This window comes from Occultella kanbiaonis, from assembly GCF_009708215.1.
GTDB lineage: Bacteria > Actinomycetota > Actinomycetes > Actinomycetales > Beutenbergiaceae > Occultella > Occultella kanbiaonis.
The window spans coordinates 4069094-4086274 of sequence record NZ_CP046175.1 but is presented as its reverse complement, the minus strand read 5'-3'; the positions used below and the strand labels follow the sequence as shown (position 1 = coordinate 4086274).

The window sequence follows — 17181 nt, the reverse complement described above, 5'->3', positions numbered from 1 at the left end:
GACATCAGCGAATGTTATCCGGTTCAACTTCGACGTCCGCCCGCACGTCGGATTCCGCGTCGGACGCCTGTCGGCGGCTCCGTCGCTGGAGCAGCAGGGAACCGACCCCGATCGCAAGCAGGATTGCGGCAGCACCGATCGTGAGTCCGATGCCCAGCTTTCCGGACTGTGGCGCGTAGGTCAGTTCGACGGTGTGTGACCCGGCGGGAACCAGGACCGCGCCACCGGCGTGCTCGGCTGTGACGATGTCGGCAGGCTGCCCGTCGACTGTCGCGACGAAGTCGTCCATCGTGTCGGTCACCACGACGAGCCCAGCGGTCTCGGCCTCCACCTCGACACGAATCACGTCACCGCTGTCCTCGGTGATCCTCAGCTCGGCTGTGCCGCCGGCCAGTTCCTCAGGCAGTTCCTCGGCCAGGATCGCGGCCTCCGGATCGACGGCATCGTTCGCAACGGCTGCCACGCGGTCCTCGTCGTCGCTGATCACGACGGCTTCGCTCGCCCAGCGGATCCGGCTCAGGCTGGTGGTCCGCTCCCAGATGATCAGGCCCTCGCCTGCGTACGCGAGGTCCAGACCGTCGCCCTCGGCCGGGGCTCGGACCGCCTGGACGCGCAGGTTCCCCGCGTCGTCCGCGGACCCGATCAGGCCGTCCCCCGTGAAGGTGACGGTCACGGTGAAGGGGTCACCGGAGTCGGGGAACGCGACGCCGTCGATGGGGGAGAGTGCTATTGGGACGGTGACCTCCTCGCCGGTGTTGCGAACGTCGAGTTCGTTGCTCGCCAGCAGTGCTCCGTCAGCGTCGTGGATCTCGACGGTGACGCTCCCGGGCGCGTTCAGGATCACTGGGATGTGGACGCCGCGCAGGTCGCCGGCCGCGATCGTGGATGTGTACTCGCGGCCAGGCTCCAGGGGCAGGTCGCCGGCGCGCTCCGCGAGCGGGTCCCCGATCCCCGGCAGCGTGACCGGGACGTTGCCCGGGAGGATCGCCTCTGCGTCCGCCACCAGGTACCGAACCCCGAACCGGTCCAGCCCGGGGGCGCGATCCCCGTAGGAGGCGATGTCGTTCGACAGTGCCGTGTATGTGGGGCCGATGAACATCGACGGGTTGATGGCGAGGAAGACCTCGGACATCTGCTCCGTCACGAAGGAGTGCCCGTTGAGGGTACGCAGGCCGTAGTACTGCGTGATGTTCGGACGGAGCGGAAGCCCGAGGGTTGCGATCCGGTCGTGCCCCTGGTTCTCCTGGAGGTACTCGATGCCCGAGGTGGTTCGATAGAAGTCCTCACGTTCGCCGGTCGGCCAGTAGAAGGCCGTTGCGGACAACGCCTGTAGCGGCACCGCCAGGACCACGAGGCAGAGCACGAGGGTTCTCGGGCGCCGGCTGCGCAGTCCCCAGAGCACAAGGCCGAACAGCAGCACCAGGGGCACAACTGCGATGAGCGTGTCCCGCAGGACCTGCTCGCTCAGGATGAGGATCCGCCCCGAGTTGAGCAGGGCGGCGGCCGCTGCCGCGAGCGCCGTCACGGCTCCGACAGCGAGTGCCGTCGGCCATGTGAATGCTCGGGACTCGCCGTCCGAGTCCGTCCGGAGCAGGTCCACGCCGGCCGCGGCCAGGATGGCGGCGGGGAGTGCCAACTGTGAGCGGAACCGGCCGATTGGGTTCCCGTTGAAGATCGGGAGGTTGTTCATCCAGGCGGTCCACGGGCCTTGGAACCAGATCAACGTGACGGCGAGCAGGACGACGCCCACGAAGAAGAGGCCGACGTGCCGTGGCACCCGGCCCCGGAGCACTGAGACGACGCCGAGCGTCGCCAGGGCAATCGTCACGCCGCCGAGGTAGGCGTTGACGTCCATGGGGCTGGCTCCGGCCCACAGTTGGTTCCCGGCGAACGACTCCGGGAACATGGTCGTCAGCAGGAAGACGGGTTGGCTCACGCTGAAGAACTCTGATGCGCGATAGGTGAGGTCCGTCTCGCCGAGCAGTTGACTTGCGAACGGCACGAGCTGGAATCCGGTCAGGGCAACGCCGATCAGCACACCGCCGGCGAGCAGTGCGAGGTCCCGCACGATGGCGCCGATCGCTCGACGGTGGGTTGCGATGGTCCGGACGAGGGCATATGCCCCGGCCAGGTACAGGGTCTGCCCCGCGACGGCGGGGAACCCGCCGAACAGCAGGATCGCCGTGGCGAGGGCCACAGGCAGGATGTCGCGCACCCGCCGGAGCTGCACGAAGCGTTCCACGGACCAGAAGACCATGGGGATCGTGGCGGCGACGGCGGCCTGCGGCCAGTTCGTCCAGCCGATCATGAAGCCGGTCATCGGATAGATGAACGCTGCCACGGCGGCAGCCAGCCGACTGAACTTCAGCCGGCGCGCGAGGAGCGCGGTGAAGGCTGCGGCGAACGCCAGCTCGGCGAGCTTGGCCCAGGCCGGGGCCAGCCATGTCGGCAGGATGAAGAACAGCCACCGGCCGGGCGTGAGCATGCCGTAGTGCATCGTTGCGAACAACGGGAACCCGCCGACGGCGGAGGAGCTCCAGAGCGCGAGGTCGCCGTTCAGGAACCGTTCACGGATCTCGTACATCCCGGGCAGCGTCGAGTCGAGCTGGTCCGAGACGTAGATGGACGACGTCGGGTAGCCGTCCGCCCCGGGCAACTCCGACCACGGTCGGAAGAACTCGAACAGGTCCAGGCCGACGAACACCTCGAGGCCGAGCAATGGGGGCCCCAGGCGGATGCCGATGACGGCGAACGCTGCAGCCGCCAGCAGCCACGCGGCGAGGCGGTTCCTGCCGCCGTGGTCGAACAACGGTGCCGAGTGATCCTTGGGTCGTTCGACACCTTCATCAACGTCGGCAGTCACGGGCGCGTGCTCGTTGATGAAGACTCCTCGGGTCGGGACGGTCTGGGGCAGCGATCAGCACCGCCCGCCGACCACGGATCGTACCTTTCCGACCTTGGCTGGTGCGTGGGGCCGCTCCGGAGGCGAGGCCTTGGCACGCTACAGCCTGGTCCACCGTCCGCACCCGACGCTAGTGAACCCGGACAACCGCTGCCGCTAACGCGCCTTCCAGCGGGGCCGCTGGCGCGGTACGTGCCCGCAGCGAAGGTGGCGACGAACGTGCCAGTCCCGGTCAGGAATCGATGACGAGTCCTGGGCCCCGGGCGACGTCCGCCGGACGCGTGGTGCGGCCCGTTGCTATCGGGGTCGACCGCCGTGGCCCGGGCCGTGAGGTGCCGGTGTCTTCTCGGACCCGCCGATGGGAGTGAGTCGGTCGGTCGCGATCACCGCGATGACCACGGCAGCGAGGGCGAGCCCGGCGGCCGCGGCCGCGGCGGCAGGGTAGATCGGCCCGGAGCCGGGTTGCTGCACGGTCGTGATCGCACCACGGAACCAGTCGAGGTACTGGACGTTCACGACAACGAGCCACGCCGCCGTCGGCAACCATCGAGCGCGCTGGAACCCGGTGAGTCCATGGGCGATCAGCACGAACGGGATGGTGGCGACGGGCAGCAGATAGCGGGGACTGAGTTGGCCGCCGGACGAGGCGTACACGAATTGCTGCGCGAGGGTGGCCGCAACCAGCAGCACGCCCAGGCCGAGCACGACGGCGTCGGCCGGGGTCGCGGTACGGAGTCGACGGATCAGCACGAGACCGACGGCCGCCGGCACGAGCACGCACACGGTCGTCATCAGTTCGAGGGGAAACGCGCCGTGGCCGAAGAACCGGACCAGTCGGAACCAGGCCCCGGGGTCGCCGACCAGCTCGAGGACCGGACGAACGACGCGGCCCATGTTGGCTTGCGACCACTCCGGGCTCCCGCCCGTCAGCCGGCCGGTGCGCTCCAGGTTCAAAAGGTAGAACCACAGCGCGGCGGCGAGCACCACGCTCCCGGCGATCAGGCACTGGATCGACGCGCGAACAACGCGTCGGACACGACCTGTGCTGGGGCCGCGTGCCGCGCCGACGACCAGTGCGGCAAGGCAGAGCGCGAGCACGACGGCGACCGACGCCCGACTGAGCATCCCGAGGGACCCGAGGACAGCGATAAGCGCAGTGTCCCGCCGGGTCAGCCCGGTGCGCAGTGCCCGCGCTGTCACGCCGAGCAGGAGTGCAGACAGCAGGGCGGCGAGGATGTCGTTGTAGACGGCGCCGCCGACCCGAGTGACCCAGGCGGCGGACGCGGCCACGATGCCGGTCGTGACCGCCAGGCGGCGGTGGCCCGGCGCCAGTTTGCGGGTGGCCCAGATCACGGCATACACGAACGCCACGGTGATGGCGATGTTGATGCCACGGGCGGCATACCCGGCTCGGAGGTAGTGGTCGGCCTCGATCAGCGGCCCGACCACCGGAGCGAGGATCAGATAGAACAGCGGGGGATGCTGCGAGGCCCACTGGACGGGCGGCAGGAACCCGAACGGCGGCCGGATCTGCACGCCCTCCTCGAAGGTCGGCAATCGTCCGAGCCAGACCTGGTAGGCGTAGTCGACATGGGCGGACTCGTCCGCGGAGGCGAACATCGGCACGGACAGGGCGACGGACACCGAGAATCCCGCCGTCGCCACCAGGACTGCCAGTACGGCGAGGCGCTCCCAGTCGAGCCTCGACCGGGCTCGCGCGTGCGCACCCCTCACGCGGGCAGACTCCTGGCGAGGTCCGGCCGTCGTGAGCGCCTGAGCCTGCCGACGACGAGGACGACGAGCAGAGCGATCGCGACAACCGGGGGCGCGAGGGCAGCGAGGCCCACACCGGTCCGCCCGGCGATCGACCAGAGTGCCCACCGGTTCAGCCCGACGATCACGGACTCGGAGGGAAGCTGGTAGCAGGCCTGGAAGAACGTGATGAGGCCGATTGCCGCGAGGGTGACCGAGAGAAGGGTGGCCAGGACCGGGAGCCAGTGCGCCCAGCGTCGGCCGAGCCTACGGGCGATCGCATCGAGGCCGATCCAGGCGGCGGCGGCCAGGACCGCGATCGAGGAGAACAGGTATCGGCCCTGAAGCCCCGCGAACAGGCCGTTCGTCTGGTACGACGCAAAGGTGCCGCCGAGCACGACGAGCAGCGTGCCGACCGGGAGTGTGAGTAGGACGATGAGGCGGAGGCGCCTCCGGCACGCGACGATTCCGACGACGACCGCGGCCAGTCCGAGCACCGTCAGTCCGAGGGTGAGTTGCCGGGGCAGCGAGATCTCGAGGAAGCCGAAGTTGCCCCAGAACGAGGTGGCGAAGCGATCGAAGGCCTGTGGGGCGAACTCACCGACGGTGGGGGTGTCGTCGCCCCAGTCCGGTTCGAACGGCGGCATCCCGCTCGGCTGCAGGGCACCGTGCACCAGGAGGTTACGCAGCCACCACCAGCCCCCGACTACGAAGGCCACCGCCAGTGTGACGAACGTGCGCCACAGCCGCTGGCGGGGGCGCAGCGCCCGCGCGCCGACGACGACCGCGAGCGCCACCATCGGGATGGCTGCCAACAGGAAGCCCTTGGTCAACAATGCAAGACCGAGGACCACGCCGATCGCCACGAGGCGTGCCCACGTCGCCCGGCCGGACACGATGGCGGCGGCCATGGTGAGGAGGACGGCACCGAGCAGGTTCGTGAGCGAGTCGTTCGAGACGGTCGCGCCGATGTGGGCGAACTGGGGAACGGCGAGGATCGAGACGGATGCCGCAAGGGCCACGGTCCGCTTCCCGGTGAGCATCCGAGTGGTGGCCGCGGTCAGCGGAACCACCCAGATGCACAGGAATACGCAGAAGAGTCGCAGGAGCAGCAGTTGCTGGTCCCAACGCCAGTCGAGGGCACCGAAAGCCCGGATCAAGACGGCGCCGGCGGCGTAGAAGAGCGGCGGATGCTGGGTCATCTGGTCGAAGGTGGGCTCGACGTCCGTGACGAGGTCTGCGGTGTGGTCCAGAACCGACCGCTCCTGCGCCGGCAACGGCGTCAGGTCGACGAACTGGTAACCCCAGCCCTGAAGGGAGCTGCGCGGCAGGATCGAGGAGGTGAGGACCGAGATGCCATGGGTCTCGAGGCTGAGCCCGGCCTCCCTGGTCGCGATCAGTGTGGCGTCGCTCACCCGGGCCTCGCCGGGGGCGGGCCAGCCACCGCCCGTCGCGACCCGCATCACGCTGTTGAAGTGCTGGGGCTCGTCCGGAGCACGGAATCCAGGTGTCAGCACGGCCCAGAGGACCATCACGACCCCGAGGAGCGCGGTGATGACCGCGAGGGTGCGTCGGTAGGTCCGTGAGGTCACGCGTCGAGGCTACCGGGCCAGACACCCCGGCCCGAGCGCCGCTACGGCGGCGCCTCCGTGGGATGATCGGCCGATCCTTGTACACTTGAGCCCGGATCCAGGTCAACCGTGCGGGTGCCCGGAATGCCGTCTCGGGCGGGCCACCTCGGCCTGCAGACCGCCGCAGAGGAGATCATGAAGCTGTTCGTCCAAGTCCCGTGCCTCAACGAGGAGACGACGCTGCCGCTCGTCCTGTCGTCGATCCCGCGGGAGATCCCGGGCGTCGACAGCGTCGAGATCCTCATCATCGACGACGGCTCGACCGACCGGACGATCGAGGTGGCACAGGAGCACGGCGTCGTGCACTTCGTGCGGCACTCGCGCAACATGGGGCTCGCCCGCTCGTTCCGCGACGGCGTCGACTACGCGCTCGCCCACGGCGCGGACATCGTCGTGAACACCGACGGCGACAACCAGTACCCGCAGGAGCGGATCACCGATCTGGTCCAGCCGATCGTCCGCGGCGAGGCCGATATCGTCATCGCGGACCGTCAGACGTCGAAGATCGCGCACTTCTCGCCGTTCAAGAAGCTCATGCAGCGGGTCGGGTCTCAGGTGGTGAACCGGGCCGCCGGCACCGAGCTGCCCGATGCCGCGAGCGGGTTCCGGGCCTACTCCAAGTCCGCGCTGTTCCGGCTGAACGTGGTCACCCAGTTCAGCTACTGCATGGAGACGATCATCCAGGCCGGCAACAAGCGGCTTCGGATCGAGAGCCTGCCGATCACGACCAACGCGAAGACGCGCGAGTCCCGGCTGTTCAAGAACATCGGGCAGCACATGTTCAAGTCGGGTTCGGCAATCACGCGCTCGTACCTGATGTTCAAGCCGCACGTGATCCTCGGCACGCTCGGGGTGATCCTGCTGCTCGCGGGCATCATCCCGTTCGTCCGATTCCTCGTGTTCATGATCCAGGGCGAAGCGGGCGGGCACATCCAATCGCTGATCTTCGGTTCCTCGATGCTCGTCGGTGGACTGCTCTGCCTCGCGCTCCTCGTCATCGCAGACCTGCAGCGCACGAACCGGGTGCTGCTCGAGGAGACACTGGAGCGGATCAAGGTCGTGCAGTACGGCCGTCCCGCACCTTCCGACTCGGGGCGCGCAGCCCTCGCCTCGGAGGTGGTCGACCTCCGGCCCGCCCCGGCGGAGTTCCCGGTGGTGCCTGAGCGCTCGGTGCCCGAGCCGGCACCTGTCTCGCTGACGGAGCCCGTCCGAGCCACCCGCGCCCGGTGACCGGCCGGACCGGTCGAGGACGTGTCGCCGGCGACGGGCGCCGGGTCGTCGCGTTCGGAACCTATGACGCCCGTTCGCACCCGAGAGTGCAGGTGCTCATCGACGGACTGCGAGCGCACGGTGCGCACCTCATGGAGCTCAACGCCCCGCTCGGGCTGAACACTGCGGACCGCGTCCGCCTGCTCAACCAACCGTGGCGGCTGCCGACCCTGGCATGGCGCCTGGCGGCCCGCTGGAGCGAACTGGTACGTGGGTCGATCAGGATCCGACGTGCCGGAGGCGTGCCCGATGCGGTCCTCGTCGGCTACCTCGGGCACTTCGACGTGCTGCTCGCCAGGATCCTGTTCCCGCGGACCACGATCCTGCTCGACCACCTGATCTTCGCAGGCAGCACCGCCTCGGACCGCGGAGTGCAGGACGGCCTTCGGGTGCGGCTCCTGCGGCTGCTCGACCGGCTCGCGATCTCGGCCGCGGACGTCGTGATCGTCGACACGCAGGAGCACCTGGAGATGGTGCCGGCGTCCCGGCGCGCTCGCGCCGTCGTGGTGCCGGTCGGCGCGAGCCGGACCTGGTTCGACGCCCGCGCCGACGCTGACCGGGCCACCGCCGGGGAAGTCGCCTCCGGCACGGCGGAGCGGGACGGGCTCGGCGTGGTCTTCTTCGGTCTGTACACGCCACTGCAGGGTGCCCCGGTGATCGCCGAGGCGATCCGTGACCTGCCCGAGGCCGGGCTCCGGTTCACCATGATCGGCACCGGACAGGACTTCGAGCGCGCCCGCACGCTGGTCGGGGACGATCCGAGAGTGACCTGGCGGGACTGGGTGGATGCGGATGACCTGCCGGCCCTCGTCGCCTCCCATGACGTCTGCCTTGGGGTCTTCGGGACCAGCACCAAGGCCCTGAGCGTCGTCCCGAACAAGGTCTACCAGGGCGCGGCCGCGGGTGTGGCGATCGTCACCAGCGATAGCGCCCCCCAGCGCCGGATGCTCGGGGAGGCCGCGCTCCTGGTGCCGCCGGGCGACGCCCCGGCGTTGGCAGCAGCGATCCGGCTGCTTGCGAGCAACGGCGATCGGCTCGCCCGATACCGCGGCGCGGCGCGAGATCTGGCCGATGATCGATTCACCGCCGCCGCCGTGACGGCGCCGCTCGCCGGGGCACTCGGCACCGAATGATCAACAAGCTCCTCGGCGTCCTGCGTTCGCCGATCACCCGCTGGGTGTTCCTCGCCGTGGCCCTCGGCGCCGCGGTCCTGGCCGTCGCCACGCAATGGGACGCGGTGAGCGCGGCGGTGACGCAGATCCGGCCGGGCACCCTGCTCCTGTGCCTGCTCATCAGCGTCGTGTACGTCGTCGCAACGATGCTGTCCTGGCGTGCGGTGCTGACGGACCTGGGTTCCCCGGTCCGCCTCCGAACCGCGTCGTCGATCTTCTTCCTCTCCCAGCTCGGCAAGTACGTTCCGGGCGGAGTCTGGAACATCGTGGCGGCCGCGGAACTGGGCGCCGATGCCGAGATCCCGAGACGCCGCTCCCTGAGTGTCATGGTCGTCTCGATCCTCGTCTCGATCGTGACCGGACTGGCGCTCGCGGTGGTGGGCATCGTGTTCTCTCCGGCGGAGGTAGCCCAGCAGTTCTGGTGGGTGGCCCTCGCCGTCCCCGTGTTCCTGGTGATGCTGATCCCGCCGGTCCTGAACCGGATCCTCACCCTCGCGCTGCGCACGCTCAAGCGACCACCCCTGGAGCACCCGATCTCCAGCGGCGGCGTGGTCCGCTCTTCGGCCTGGGCGCTCGTCGGCTGGCTCCTGGCGGGCCTGCAGGTGTGGCTCATCGCCACCGCGGTCGGGATGACTCCGTCCGCTCAGACGTTCGCTCTGGCGGCCGGCGGGTACGCCCTGGCGTGGGTAGTCGGCTTCCTCGTCGTCTTCGTGCCTGCCGGGGTCGGCGCGCGCGAGGTGGTCCTCGGTGCGGTGCTCTACGGCCAGCTGGCCCCCGGCGGCGTCCTCGCGACGGTCCTGGTGAGCCGGGTGCTGCTGACGGTCGTCGACGTGCTGTTCGGGGTGGTGGTGCTTGTCCTGCGCAAGCGCAACGTCAGCCGCGCAGTGGACCGGTGACGCCCCGCAGTCCGTCTCCCAGCCCGCGTGCCATCAGCCGGATCCGCTGCCGTCGCGGCGCGACGAACACGGTGTTGAACGCGAGGTACTTCGCGAGCCAGACGAGATAGCCCAGTCGCCAGGCGGTGCCGAGCAGGCCCGAACGCACGAGCAGGATCGTGTTCCTCGTCATGTAGTACGTGCGCGGGACGGACTGGACATGCACGAGCTGCTTGCGGCCCGGCACCCGCGTCACCCGCTCTCCGAGTTCGTGACCCAGGTGCGCCCCGGTCACCGCGAACAGCCGGTAGCCGGCTCGACGAGCCCGCAGGCCCCACTCGAGATCGATGTGATCGATGAACCACCCGCCGTTCATGGCACCGACCTCCTCGAGGACGGTCGCCGGAATGAGGCAGCCGGACGCGATCAGGAACGCGACCTCGACGAGCCCGTCCGGCCGGGTGTCCTCCGGTGCGGCCCGCCGGGGACCCCAGCGCCTCGAGACGTAGACCATCTCGCCCGACTCGGCGCGGCTGTCGGAGGAGACAGGACCGACCCCCGCGACCGGGGTGCCGGCGGCGGACGCCGTCGCGATCCCGTCGAGCAGGCGGGCAACCATGTCCTCGGCCGGGAGCGAGTCCTGGTCCGAGAGCAGGACGAAGTCGGCGGCGAGTTCGACCGTGCGGGCGATCCCGCGGTTCTGCGCGGCGGCGATCCCCTCGTTCGTCGGCAGCGCGATCAGTTCGGCGCCGGTGCCCGCGCAGGCCTGTGCCGGGGAGGTGGTGGAGCCGTTGTCCACCACCACGACGGCATCGCACTGAGCTCCGAGCCGCTCGAGCAGGGCCGCCAGCGCCGAGTCCTCGGGCTCGTACGTGACGACGACCGCCACGACCCGGGGGGCGGTCACGTCAGGCGTTCAAAGAGGCGAGGAACTCCTCGACGGCTGCGAGTTCAGGCAGCAGCCCTTGCTCTCGCGCCTGCGCCAGCGTGGGAGCCGCAGTGTCCTTCTCGGACAGCAGCGGCGCAAGCGGCGCACCGTCTCGGGTGGTCGTGGGCCACTCGATGCCGATCTCAGGATCGAGCGGGTTGACACCGTGCTCGCGGCCGGGTGCGTAGCCGGACGAGCAGAGGTAGAGCACCGTGGAGTCGTCCTCAAGGGACATGAACGCGTGACCGAGGCCCTCGCTCAGGTAGATGGCGCGTCGGTCCACGTCGTCGAGGAGGACCGAGTCCCACTGGCCGAAGGTCGGCGAGCCGACGCGGATGTCGACGACGACGTCGAGGACGGCGCCGCGTGCGCACGTGACGTACTTCGCCTGCGACGGCGGCACGTCAGCGAAGTGGATCCCGCGCAGCACACCCGCCGCGGAGACGGAGCAGTTCGCCTGCCTGAGGTCGAGGGAGTGCCCGACCGCCTCGACGAACCGTTCGTCCTTGTACCACTCCAGGAAGACCCCGCGCGGGTCGCCCAACAGCTTCGGCGTGATCTCCCACGCGCCTGGCACGGACAACTCACGAAACATCACCGGTGGTCTCCAACTCGTTCGAGGGTGGCTGCGGGTGCGGCATTCCATGCTAACGGGCACTCCGCTACGGTCTTACCCATGGGGAGACGGAAAGGTCCGATCCTGACGGGTGCGCTCGCACTGGCCCTGATCGCCGTGATGGCGGTCCCGGCCGGCGCGGCGGCCCCCGACGTCGAGGTACGCAGCGGTGCCGAGCCGGCAGCCGGCGCCACCCGAACCTGGTTCTATGGGCGGCAGTACGACGACGTGCTCTGGTGCGACTGGAACGGCGACGGGGTCGACACCCTGGCTGTCTTCCGGCCGCAGACCGGCACGTGGCACATCCGGAACTCGTCGGGCGGCGGCAATGCCACCATCTCCTTCCGGTTCGGTTCCACGAACGGTGGGGAGCGGCCGCTCTGCGGCGACTGGAACGGTGACGGCCGGGACACCCCGGGGATCTACCGGGGCGTCGACGCGACCTGGCACCTCACGAACCGGCTCGACGGCGGTGGCGCCGCGATGACGTTCCGATACGGCTCGCCGGGTCCGGGCGACACGCCGGTCGTCGGCGACTGGAACGGCGACGGTCGTGACACGTTCGGGGTGCGTCGAGCCTCGGACGGCCTGTGGTACCTGCGGAACTCGCTGAGCACCGGACCCGCGACGAGCGTGTTCCGGTTCGGTTCCGCCGGCGCCGGTGAGCGGGCGTTCGCCGGCGACTGGGACGGCGACGGCGACGACACGCCAGGGATCTACCGGCCCTCGACGATGTCCGTGTACCTGCGCAACGCGCCGGGCGGCGGGGGAGCGGACTGGGGTTACGCGTTCGGCAACGAGATCATCGACGCGCCGCTGTCGGGCGACCTCGACGGCGACGGCGACGACGAGCCCGCTGTGGCCGAGGGTCGGTTCTACACATCGACCCCGAACTCCTGGGGCGACGGGAGCAATGGCAACATTCCGGCGGCCTCGCTCTGCCGCATCGGGTGGGGCACCGACTCCCGCGGCAACGGCCAGTACCTGCGCTGCGACGCGGCCGCGGCCCTCGGACGGTTCAACTCGGCGTTCCGAGCGCGCTTCGGCGAGAACATCGCCGTCGACATGTCCTACCGGACCAGAGAGCTCCAGGCGCAGATGCACGCGCACATGGGCGGCGTCGCGGTGCCGGCCGGCACCTCACCGCACGGCCTCGGCATCGCGATCGACGTGTTCGAGTGGAGCACCTACCAGTACGGCAGCGCCCGGTACAACTGGCTCCTCGCCAACGCGCCACGTTTCGGCTGGAACCAGCCCACCTGGGCGCGTCAGAACGGCAGCAAGCCCGAGTACTGGCACTACGAGTACACCGGCTGATGCCGGCGCCGACGGGCCGCTACCGCTTGCGGTGGACGCCTAGGGTGTCGGTGCGGTTGCCGTCCCAGTCGCCGATGAGGATGACGTCGCTGGCCCGTCCGTAGGCGATGGTGCGGTCGGCTTCGCCACTGGTGAGGCTGTTGCGCAGGTAGTAGATGTTGCCTCGTCGCACGGCGAGGGTGTCGGTGCCGTTGCCGTCCCAGTCGCCGGTCAGGACGATATCGGTGTTGCGTCCGTAGGCGATGGTGCGGTCGGCTTCGCCACTGGTGAGGCTGTTGCGGAGGTAGTAGAGGTTGCCGCGACGAACCGCGAGGGTGTCGGTGCCGTTGCCGTCCCAGTCGCCGATGAGGATAGCGTCGCTGTTGCGCCCGTAGGCGATGGTGCGGTCGGCCACCCCGCTGCTGAGGGTGTTGCGTAGGTGGTAGATGTTTCCTCGGCGGACACCGAGGGTGTCGGTGCCGTTGCCGTCCCAGTCCCCGACGAGCACCACGTCATCGGCCCTGCCGTAGACGATCACACGATCGAACGGCCCGGCGGAGTTCGAGTTCCGGATGTAGTAGAGATTGCCGCGCCGCAGCGCGATCGTGTCGATCCCGTCGCCGTCCCAGTCGCCGACCAGTGCGGTCTCGGTGCCGGCCCCCAACGCGAACACCGTGTCCGCCTCGGCGCCGAACGTGTTCGACAGGAAGAATCCGAAGGCGGGAGCGTTCGGTCGCCACCAGTGCGAACGCATGCCGAACGAGAGCTCTCCGGTGGTGGTCAGGGTGCGGTTGCCGGTGGAGCACTCCACCCGCGCGGACGTGATGCGGCCACCGAGGTCACCGTTGCCGTCCCGGGACACGATGACGAGCCGCTGGAGGGAACCGCCGGACGGGCAGTACGCCGCGACCGTCGAGACCTGGAGCCGGTTCGTCCAGTTGCTCACGGTGTCGCCGCTCGCCGTGCCGGAGTACGGATCGGCTCGCGCCGTCAGGTAGGGGCGCGACCCGGCCCGCGAATAGCCGCCGTTGGAGGAGGAGAACTGCGTGAATGCCACCGCGCCGGCGTACCACCGCACCAGCCCGGAGGTCACGTTCACGGCCTGGTTCGTGTTCGCGTGCTCGCGACCCTCGGTGACGGCGCCGCCGCTGGAGACGAGCGCGCGGCCGCCGTAGACCTGGCAGGCGGTCGTGTCGCAGAGGTCGTACGGCCCGGTGACCTGCCGCACGGACAGCGCGTAGCTGCGCGCGGCCACGGACTGCGCCTGCAGCGCCGCCGGGAGCCAGGACGCGGGCGACTCGCGAGGGACCACCCCGTACAGGTACTCCTGAAGCGGCACGTTGTTGATCACGTCGAGGGTGCTGCCGGTGCGCACGATCCGGATGTAGCCCCGGTACCAGGTGCCGGTCGCCGAACCCTGTGATCCGGAGGCGACCACGCCGTCACCGGTCGAGAAGATCAGTTCCGAGCCGGTGTAGGTGCGGGACTCGAGGATCGGTCCCGAGACGGTCGCACGACGGGCCACCACGAAGCCGGATCCGGTCACGGTCACGGTGTACCGGCCCGCCGGGTGACGTTCGGGCGTGGCGGGGTTTCCGATCCGCATCTCGTTCTGACCGGGTGGCGTCGAATAGGTGGAGCCGGACGCGACCGCCGAGAGCGCCCGCAACTGGACGCGGATCTGGGGGTTGCCGACGTTGTTCGACGTGGTGCCCGGGTAATAGAAGGCGAGGATCTGCTCCGCCGTGCGGCCCTGTTGCGCGGCGCCCTGAGAGCCCCACTGGGACATGCCGATGCCGTGTCCCCAGCCGTGACCGGTGACGTCCCAGTAGCCGCTGGAGGGAACCCCGTAGACCTCCTCGGCCGCGGCGGCCGGGGTCGTCTGGCCGAGCAGCGTCAGCGCAGCGAGCGCGACGGCGAGGACGGCTCCGATGCCGTTCCGGACCGGCCTGCGCCGGCCGGACGGGTGTTGGACACGTGACACCCTCATCCCTCCAAACGACGTTCCTCCATCGCGACGTCGAGCAGGTGAAGTAGATAATCACCGTACCCCGACTTCGTCAGCGGCTCAGCCCGTTCCCGCAGCTCGTCGTCGCTGAGGAAGCCCCGGCGCCAGGCGATCTCCTCCGGGGCGCCGATCTTGAGGCCCTGCCTGTGCTCGATCGTGCGCACGTAGTCCGAGGCCTCGAGGAGCGAGTCGAACGTCCCGGTGTCCAGCCACGCCGTGCCACGGGGGAGTACCTCCACCTGGAGGCGGCCCTGCTCGAGGTAGGTGCGGTTCACGTCGGTGATCTCGTACTCTCCGCGTGCGGACGGCTGCAGGTCGGCGGCGATCGAGAGGACGTCGTTGTCGTAGAAGTACAGTCCCGGGACCGCGTAGTTCGAGCGCGGCTTGGCCGGCTTCTCCTCCAGGGACAGCGCCCTGCCCTCGGCGTCGAACTCGACGACGCCGTACGCCGTCGCGTCGGAGACCCGGTAGGCGAAGACCGCGCCGCCGTCGATGTCCTCGAACCTGGCCAGCGTGGACCCGAGACCAGGGCCGTAGAAGATGTTGTCACCGAGGACCAGGGCCACCGAGTCGGTACCGACGAAATCGGCACCCAGGACGAACGCCTGGGCGAGCCCGTTCGGGACCTCCTGGACGGTGTAGCTGATGGAGATTCCGAACTGCGAGCCGTCGCCGAGGAGCCGGTGGAACTGCGGTGCGTCGTGCGGCGTGGTGATCACCAGGACGTCTCGGATCCCCGCCAACATCAGCGTCGACAGCGGGTAGTAGACCATCGGCTTGTCGTACACCGGTACCAGCTGCTTGCTGGTGCCGAGGGTGATCGGGTGCAGTCGGGTGCCGGAGCCACCGGCCAGAATGATTCCACGCATGCGTCCCAGTCTGGCCCATGGGACTCCTAGAAGCACATCCACGATTCGCAGGTCGCTGAACGGGAACGGCCCGGGCCGTTAGCATGGCGCCCATGACCTTCTCCGAGAAGCCCGCTCAGTACAAAGTCCGCGACCTCAGCCTCGCGGAGGCAGGGCGGCACCAGATCCGACTCGCCGAGCACGAGATGCCCGGCCTGATGGCGCTTCGCGCCGAGTACGCCGAGTCCCAGCCGCTGCGCGGCGCGCGGGTCGCAGGCTCGCTGCACATGACCGTCCAGACCGCGGTCCTGATCGAGACGCTGACGGCGCTCGGCGCCGAGGTCCGCTGGGCCAGCTGCAACATCTTCTCCACCCAGGACGAGGCCGCCGCCGCTGTGGTCGTCGGCCCGAACGGGACGGTCGAGGAGCCGGCCGGGGTGCCGGTGTTCGCGTGGAAGGGCGAGTCGCTCGAGGAGTACTGGGAGTGCACCGAGCAGATCCTGGTGTGGCCGGGCGAGGGCCCGAACCTGATCCTCGACGACGGCGGCGACGCCACCATGCTCGTGCATGACGGCAAGCGGTTCGAGGCCGCCGGGGTCGTCCCGGACAACCTCGAGCCCGGTGACCACGGGTACTCCGAGGAGGGTGTGGTCTTCCGTAACCTGCTGCGCCGTTCGCTGGCCGAGGACCCGCAGCGCTGGACCCGGATCGCCGAGGGCATCAAGGGCGTCAGCGAAGAGACCACCACCGGCGTGCACCGCCTCTACCAGCTGGCCGCCGCCGGTGAGCTGCTGTTCCCCGCGATCAACGTGAACGACTCGGTCACGAAGTCCAAGTTCGACAACCGGTACGGCATCCGCCACTCCCTTCCGGACGGCATCAACCGGGCGACCGACATCCTGATCGGTGGCAAGGTCGCCGTGGTGGTCGGCTACGGCGACGTCGGCAAGGGCGCGGCCGAGTCCCTGCGTGGCCAGGGCGCGCGTGTCATCGTCACCGAGATCGACCCGATCTGCGCGCTCCAGGCAGCCATGGACGGCTACCAGGTCGCCCGCCTCGAGGACACTCTGTCCGTTGCGGACTTCTTCATCACCACCACCGGCAACGTGAGCGTCATCACCGCCGACCACCTCGCCGGCATGAAGGACAAGGCCGTGGTCGGCAACATCGGCCACTTCGACAACGAGATCGACATCGCCGGGATGGCCAGCATCCCGGGTGTCGTGCGGACCGAGATCAAGCCGCAGGTGCACGAGTGGACGTTCCCGGCCACCGACGATCGGCCCGAGCACTCGATCATCGTGCTCTCCGAGGGACGGCTGCTGAACCTCGGCAACGCGACCGGCCACCCGTCGTTCGTGATGAGCAACTCGTTCACCAACCAGGTCATGGCCCAGGTCGAGCTGTGGGAGGCCGACTCCGAGTACGAGCTCGGCGTGCACCGCCTGCCCAAGATCCTCGACGAGAAGGTGGCCCGTCTGCACCTGGAGGCGCTCGGGGTGGACCTGACCGAGCTGACCAAGGAGCAGGCCGAGTACATCGACGTGGACGTCGCCGGGCCGTACAAGCCCGAGCACTACCGCTACTGAGCGTCACGCGGTCCGATCGCGGCCGGGCGTTCCTCCTTCACCGGGAGGGCGTCCGGCCGTTGTGGTTCCCGGGGTCGGTACCGTTCCGGGCTCGCGCGGGCCGACGGCGGGTCTGCCTACTCCGCGCCCGTGCAGGGCGGCGGTGACCCGCCGCGATCAGACGCCGGCCAAGTCCGCGCACCACGGCCATCGATGGTCGCGGTCGCCGCCGCGGCCCCGAGTCCCGCGCACCATCCGTCCTGGGTAGGGTGTGTGGCAGCCCGGGCATCCGGGCGACCACGGTGTGCCGGGAAGT

Annotated in this window: 12 protein-coding genes; 5 read left to right on the top strand and 7 right to left on the bottom strand. The window is 69.5% G+C overall.

Annotation, left to right across the window (positions count from 1 at the left end; genetic code table 11):
• Positions 1–4 precede the first annotated feature (4 nt).
• From GKS42_RS18750 to GKS42_RS18740, 3 genes are all read right to left on the bottom strand, one after another.
• On the bottom strand, positions 5–2863 hold the full coding sequence (locus GKS42_RS18750; protein WP_154795204.1) for a YfhO family protein: 2859 nt from the start codon (positions 2861–2863) through the stop codon (positions 5–7).
• Positions 2864–3199: 336 nt separating this feature from the next.
• Entirely contained in the window at positions 3200–4636 is a 1437-nt protein-coding gene (locus GKS42_RS18745) for a glycosyltransferase family protein (protein ID WP_154795203.1), read from the bottom strand.
• Positions 4633–6246 (bottom strand): DUF2142 domain-containing protein, encoded by a 1614-nt coding sequence (locus GKS42_RS18740; RefSeq protein WP_154795202.1) that lies wholly within the window; start codon positions 6244–6246, stop codon positions 4633–4635. The genes GKS42_RS18745 and GKS42_RS18740 overlap by 4 nt, the downstream gene beginning before the upstream one ends.
• 123 nt (positions 6247–6369) lie before the next feature.
• Between GKS42_RS18740 and GKS42_RS18735 the strand changes: the two genes are divergently transcribed.
• The 3 genes from GKS42_RS18735 to GKS42_RS18725 are packed head-to-tail and all read left to right on the top strand — an operon-like array spanning position 6370 to position 9622.
• On the top strand, positions 6370–7515 hold the full coding sequence (locus GKS42_RS18735) for a glycosyltransferase family 2 protein (protein WP_354002669.1): 1146 nt from the start codon (positions 6370–6372) through the stop codon (positions 7513–7515).
• Positions 7512–8687 (top strand): glycosyltransferase, encoded by a 1176-nt coding sequence (locus GKS42_RS18730; RefSeq protein ID WP_232847741.1) that lies wholly within the window; start codon positions 7512–7514, stop codon positions 8685–8687. The genes GKS42_RS18735 and GKS42_RS18730 overlap by 4 nt, the downstream gene beginning before the upstream one ends.
• Complete coding sequence (locus GKS42_RS18725; RefSeq protein WP_232847740.1) at positions 8684–9622, top strand: lysylphosphatidylglycerol synthase domain-containing protein; 939 nt, start codon at positions 8684–8686, stop codon at positions 9620–9622. The genes GKS42_RS18730 and GKS42_RS18725 overlap by 4 nt, the downstream gene beginning before the upstream one ends.
• Here GKS42_RS18725 and GKS42_RS18720 read toward each other — a convergent pair.
• Together GKS42_RS18720 and GKS42_RS18715 are read right to left on the bottom strand one after the other, a co-directional pair.
• Positions 9600–10508, bottom strand: coding sequence for a glycosyltransferase family 2 protein (locus tag GKS42_RS18720; protein WP_154795201.1), 909 nt, complete (start codon positions 10506–10508; stop codon positions 9600–9602). The genes GKS42_RS18725 and GKS42_RS18720 overlap by 23 nt on opposite strands.
• 1 nt (position 10509) lies before the next feature.
• Positions 10510–11127: a dTDP-4-dehydrorhamnose 3,5-epimerase family protein gene (locus tag GKS42_RS18715; RefSeq protein WP_154795200.1), complete on the bottom strand. Its 618-nt coding sequence runs from the start codon at positions 11125–11127 to the stop codon at positions 10510–10512.
• A gap of 78 nt (positions 11128–11205) precedes the next feature.
• Between GKS42_RS18715 and GKS42_RS18710 the strand changes: the two genes are divergently transcribed.
• Complete coding sequence (locus GKS42_RS18710) at positions 11206–12462, top strand: D-alanyl-D-alanine carboxypeptidase family protein (RefSeq protein WP_154795199.1); 1257 nt, start codon at positions 11206–11208, stop codon at positions 12460–12462.
• 19 nt (positions 12463–12481) lie between these two features.
• Here GKS42_RS18710 and GKS42_RS18705 read toward each other — a convergent pair whose 3' ends face one another.
• Together GKS42_RS18705 and rfbA are read right to left on the bottom strand one after the other, a co-directional pair.
• A complete protein-coding gene (locus GKS42_RS18705) occupies positions 12482–14425 on the bottom strand; it encodes a SpoIID/LytB domain-containing protein (protein WP_168217891.1) in 1944 nt (647 codons plus the stop codon).
• 2 nt (positions 14426–14427) lie between these two features.
• Positions 14428–15318, bottom strand: coding sequence for a glucose-1-phosphate thymidylyltransferase RfbA (gene rfbA / locus GKS42_RS18700; RefSeq protein ID WP_154795197.1), 891 nt, complete (start codon positions 15316–15318; stop codon positions 14428–14430).
• 92 nt (positions 15319–15410) lie between these two features.
• Between rfbA and ahcY the strand changes: the two genes are divergently transcribed.
• Positions 15411–16886: an adenosylhomocysteinase gene (gene ahcY, locus GKS42_RS18695; RefSeq protein WP_154795196.1), complete on the top strand. Its 1476-nt coding sequence runs from the start codon at positions 15411–15413 to the stop codon at positions 16884–16886.
• The last annotated feature ends 295 nt before the right edge of the window (positions 16887–17181 follow it).